Source organism: Methylophaga sp. UBA1464 (genome assembly GCF_002325665.1).
Lineage (GTDB): Bacteria > Pseudomonadota > Gammaproteobacteria > Nitrosococcales > Methylophagaceae > Methylophaga.
This window is the reverse complement of sequence record NZ_DCSO01000033.1, coordinates 4,237-6,080: the sequence shown is the minus strand read 5'-3', so window position 1 is coordinate 6,080 and position 1,844 is coordinate 4,237. Positions and strand designations below refer to the sequence as shown.

Annotated in this window: 2 protein-coding genes; both read left to right on the top strand. The window is 47.5% G+C overall.

Annotated features, from left to right (window positions below; all coding sequences use genetic code 11):
• The first annotated feature begins 72 nt into the window (after positions 1 to 72).
• Complete coding sequence (gene urtB, locus B3O33_RS03435; protein ID WP_292360845.1) at positions 73 to 996, top strand: urea ABC transporter permease subunit UrtB; 924 nt, start codon at positions 73 to 75, stop codon at positions 994 to 996.
• Between the two features lie 16 nt (positions 997 to 1,012).
• On the top strand, positions 1,013 to 1,844 hold an 832-nt coding region (urtC, locus tag B3O33_RS03430), incomplete at its 3' end, for an urea ABC transporter permease subunit UrtC (protein ID WP_292362933.1).

Sequence of the window (1,844 nt, the reverse complement as noted above, 5' to 3'; positions counted from 1 at the left end):
CCTGCCAGTTGAAAGAAAGGCGAAAGGTTCAACAACCTTTGATTCAATGGAAAATGTTTCGGAGTATCCGTTATGGGTGAGTATTCAGTTCAGGAATTGACTTCAATTCTAGCCATGCAGGGCTTTGCCGGGATCAGTCTGTTCAGTGTGCTACTGCTGATGGCACTGGGATTGGCAATTATTTTTGGACAAATGGGTGTTATTAATATGGCCCATGGCGAATTTATGGCGATGGGAGCCTATACAACTTACCTGCTTTCTGTAATGACTCAAACGTATTTTCCTGAGTTCATGAATTATTACTTTTTACTGGCCATCGTGGCTTCTTTTCTGGTAGCGGGATTATTTGGCTACCTCACAGAATTTGTACTGATAAGGCATCTTTATAAACGTCCTCTGGATACGTTACTGGCCACCTGGGGATTGAGTCTGATTATGCAGCAGTCATTCCGCTCTATTTTCGGTGCCCGTGAAGTGAGTCCCAGCTTACCGGACTGGTTGATGGGATCGTGGATGCCGACAGACACTATTTTTATCCCGATAAACGGTATGTTTGTTTTGGGATTGACAACCGTGGTGACCATCGGCGTATTTCTCTTGATGTATCGCTCCACCTGGGGACTGAATGTGCGGGCCACCACACAGAATCGTGTCATGAGTGGTGCCGTCGGGATCAATACCAAACAGGTTGACCGGCTGACGTTTGCACTGGGTTGCGGTATTGCCGGTATTGCCGGTGCGGCGTTTACCACAATTGCTTCCACCGGGCCGACATCCGGCTCTCTCTACATTGTTGATACGTTCATGGTTGTGGTTTTTGGTGGTGCAGCCAGTCTGTTTGGCACCATTGCATCCGCATTTACCATCGCACAGGCGCAATCTATTCTGGAGTTCTTTATCAGTGGTTCCATGGCGAAAGTATTCACCTTACTGGCCCTGGTCATCATCCTGATGATGCGTCCTGAAGGTTTGTTCTCAATCAAAGTTCGTAAGTAACGAGCAGGAGATAATCATGAATTTTGTCTATGAACGATTTTTGGGTGGAAAAAGCGGAGCTCTGGCCATTGGAATACTGGCCTTACTGATTCTGGTGATATTGCCTCTGGCACTGGATCTGTTCCGGCTGAACCTGGTCGGTAAATATCTGACCTATGCGTTTGCTGCGGTCAGTCTGGTTTTACTTTGGGGATATGGCGGTATTTTAAGTCTGGGGCAGGGGATTTTCTTTGGTCTGGGCGGGTATGCGATGGCCATGTTTCTCAAGCTGGAGGCCTCTGATCCGGAAAGCACCAGCATCCAGACGACACCGGGGATTCCCGACTTTATGGACTGGAACCAGCTATATGAACTGCCATGGTTCTGGGTACCCTTTGAAAGCTTTACCTTTACCTTGATCGCCATTCTGGTGGTGCCGGCGGTATTCGCGTTTATCATCGGATACTCCATGTTCAAACGTCGGGTAGGTGGGGTGTACTTTGCGATTATCACTCAGGTTATTGCCGTGATTCTGACGGTATTAATCGTTGGTCAGCAGGGGTATACAGGTGGTATCAATGGTATTACGGATCTAAGAACGCTCAACGGCTGGGATATCCGAACGGATGAAGCAAAATATCTGTTGTATTTCCTCAATGCGATTTTGCTGCTGGGTGTCATTATGCTGGGTAAATTCATCCTGACCAGCAAGTTCGGCCAATTGCTGCTGGCAATGAAAGATAAGGAAGATCGGGTGCGTTTCTCAGGGTATGACGTGTCCAATTTCAAAATTTTTATCTTCTGTATCTCGGCAGTGATTGCGGCTATCGGCGTAGCCATGTTTACTTTGCAGGTGGGCTTTATGTCAC

What these genes read in the sequence shown, in the direction of transcription:
- urtB (WP_292360845.1), top strand. Translation starts at nt 73, where the DNA reads ATGGGTGAGTATTCAGTTCAGGAATTGACTTCAATTCTAGCCATGCAG.